Below are 2,399 nucleotides of genomic sequence, written 5' to 3'. Positions count from 1 at the left end.
GCCCGCGACGGGGCGGGTGTGGATGCGCGGACCGCCGATGTCGGTGAGGCTCGGCGCCACGACGAGGTGCTCGCGCCCGGGCTCGAGCGTCCAGCTCAGCTCGCGGATCCGCTGCGGTGCCAGCTCGTCGGAGCTCGTGACGACCACCGTGTCGGCGCCGGTGGCGTCCATCACGGCGCGGACGCCGTCGATCCCGGTGAACCCGTGGACCGCGAGGCCCGAGAGCTCCTGCTCGCTCCGCAGCGCGTCCGCACCGCCGACCGAGGTCGAGACGGCGCCGACGAGCTTGTAGCCGGCCTCGGTGCCGCGACGCAGCTCGCGCGCGGTGTGCAGGACGCTCGCGCGGGAGCCGAGGAGCACGACCTGGCTCGAGAAGCGGCCCGCCCGGCGCTGCCGGGTGAGCCAGGAGCGCCAGACCAGGCGGCCGACGCAGATCAGCACGATCCCGGCGGGGAACGCCGTGATGATGTAGCCGCGCGCGAGCAGGATCTGGAGCAGGTAGGCGATGATCGCGACGATGCCGAAGAGCCAGATGGAGGCGTCGACGACGCGGCGGTACTCGACGTAGCCGGTGCCGACGATCCGGCGGTCGCGCGTGTCGAAGACCTGGAGGGCGAGGAGCCAGCCGACCGACAGGGCGACGGACACCCAGGTGTAGCTGACCGCGATGTCGGCGGGGTTCTTGAACCCCAGGTCCGAGTTCAGGTTCAGGTCGAACCAGAAGAGCTGCGTGCCGAAGACGGAGAGGACGATCGCGACGACGTCCGTGATGAGCAGCCGTCGCCGGTAGTCCTGCTCCCACGACGGCCGACGCCTCAGCGGTGCCCCTTGCGCCGTCATCGTTTCCCCCGACCTTTCCTGCTGCTTCGAAAGGCGTAATTCCGTTTCCGGTGTTGTCACGTCGTCAGGCTACCCACTTCCTCGTTTCGGAGGGGTGTCGCGCCAGTGAGGAAGGCTCGACCGGTCAGCCGCGGAGCCGGCCGCGGCTCTCCTGGAGGTAGCACGCGCCGCACAGCGACTCGTAGGTGACCGCCGTTCCGTCGATCGCGACCTGATCGCCGTCGAAGACGAAGCGGCCGTCCACGACGCGCCCGTTGAAGATCGCTTTGCGCCCGCACCGGCAGATCGTCTTCAGCTCCTCGAGGCTGTGGGCGATCTCCAGGAGCCGCCTGCTTCCCGGGAACGCGGCGGTGCGGAAGTCCGTGCGGATGCCGTACGCCAGGACGGGCACGTTCTCGAGGATGGCGATCCGGAGCAGATCGTCGACGTGCGACTCCGGCAGGAACTGCGCCTCGTCGACGAGCAGAGCGCTCACGTCGCGCTTCGACTCGGCCAGGACGCGGGCCCGGGCCGCGGTGAAGACGGCCACCGGGTCCCCGTCGGGCTCGAACAGGATGTCCACCGGACGGGTCACGCCGAGCCGCGACACGATCAGCTCCTCGCCCTTCGTGTCGACGGCCGGCTTGGCCAGCAGCACCCGGTGCCCGCGCTCCTCGTAGTTGTGCGCGGCCTGCAGAAGCGACGTGCTCTTCCCGCTGTTCATCGCTCCGTAGCGGAAGTACAGCTTGGCCATCAGGTCTCCTCGGGGCGGGTCCGGAGGCGGGGCCCCCGGGGTGAGCAGGGGCCGGTCACGGGAGGAACCCGTCCTCGCCGGCGCGGCGGATCAGATCGGCCCGGCGGCTCGCGGGCCTGCCGACGGCGACGTACTTGCGCCGCACGCGCTGCAGGTAGGTCTTCGCGGTCTCGAACTGCACGTTCATCTTGGCGGCGACCTCGGGGGTGCTCGATCCGGACGCGTAGAGGCGCAGCGCCTCCAGCTCGCCGGCGCTGAGCCGCGGGCGCTGCTGCGCCGCGACTCCGGACGGCAGGGGCCGCCACTGCGCCGACGAGACGTCGGCCGAGCGCATCTCGAGAGCGGCGCGGGTCTGCTCCATCACCTCGGCGAGCGGGCGCGACTTCGCCAGGTGCCGCACCGCTCCGGCCTTCAGGGCGCGCTCGCGGACCTCGTCGTCCTCGCTCGCGGAGAGCGCCACGACCGCGGCTCCGGCCGCCCGGCAGGTCCGGATCCGCGCCTCGATCGAGATCGGCTCGCGCAGCTCTACGTCCATCACGACCACCTGGGTGGGGAAGACGTCGCTCGTCACCAGGTCGTGCCAGGTGGAGGCGGCCACGACGACCTCGAAGTCCGGGGCGTGGGTGCGGATCCACGCGCTCGTCGCCGCGAGCAGGTCCTCGCGCGGGTCGAGCAGGCCGAGCCGGACCGCACGGGGTGCCGCGTCGCGGGCGCTCCGGGCGGAGGAGCCCGAGGGCTCACCGGAGCGGGTGACCATGCGGACGATCCTAGCCGCGGCCGGGCCCGCCCCCGGCTCAGAACAGCGTCGGCTGCCCGACGCCGGGCA

2 protein-coding genes and 1 pseudogene are annotated in these 2,399 nt (G+C 71.9%); all 3 read right to left on the bottom strand.

All coding sequences use genetic code 11. The features are described from left to right. A pseudogene (locus C5C27_RS17265) lies at window positions 1-840 on the bottom strand (sugar transferase); the annotation flags it as partial. A 124-nt stretch (window positions 841-964) separates the two neighbouring features. Next, entirely contained in the window at window positions 965-1,573 is a 609-nt protein-coding gene (locus C5C27_RS17260; protein WP_104227256.1) for a thymidine kinase, read from the bottom strand. Window positions 1,574-1,628: 55 nt separating this feature from the next. Beyond that, window positions 1,629-2,330, bottom strand: a complete 702-nt coding sequence (locus C5C27_RS17255) for a LuxR C-terminal-related transcriptional regulator (RefSeq protein ID WP_104237728.1) — start codon at window positions 2,328-2,330, stop codon at window positions 1,629-1,631. Between the last annotated feature and the right edge of the window lie 69 nt (window positions 2,331-2,399).

Source organism: Rathayibacter sp. AY2B7, assembly GCF_002931635.1.
Classification (GTDB): Bacteria; Actinomycetota; Actinomycetes; order Actinomycetales; family Microbacteriaceae; genus Rathayibacter.
This window is presented reverse-complemented; position numbering and strand designations above follow the sequence as displayed.

Excerpts from the sequence above, each read along its gene's own strand:
- C5C27_RS17260 (WP_104227256.1), bottom strand. The coding sequence starts at position 1,573 with ATGGCCAAGCTGTACTTCCGCTACGGAGCGATGAACAGCGGGAAGAGC.
- C5C27_RS17255 (WP_104237728.1), bottom strand. The coding sequence starts at position 2,330 with ATGGTCACCCGCTCCGGTGAGCCCTCGGGCTCCTCCGCCCGGAGCGCC.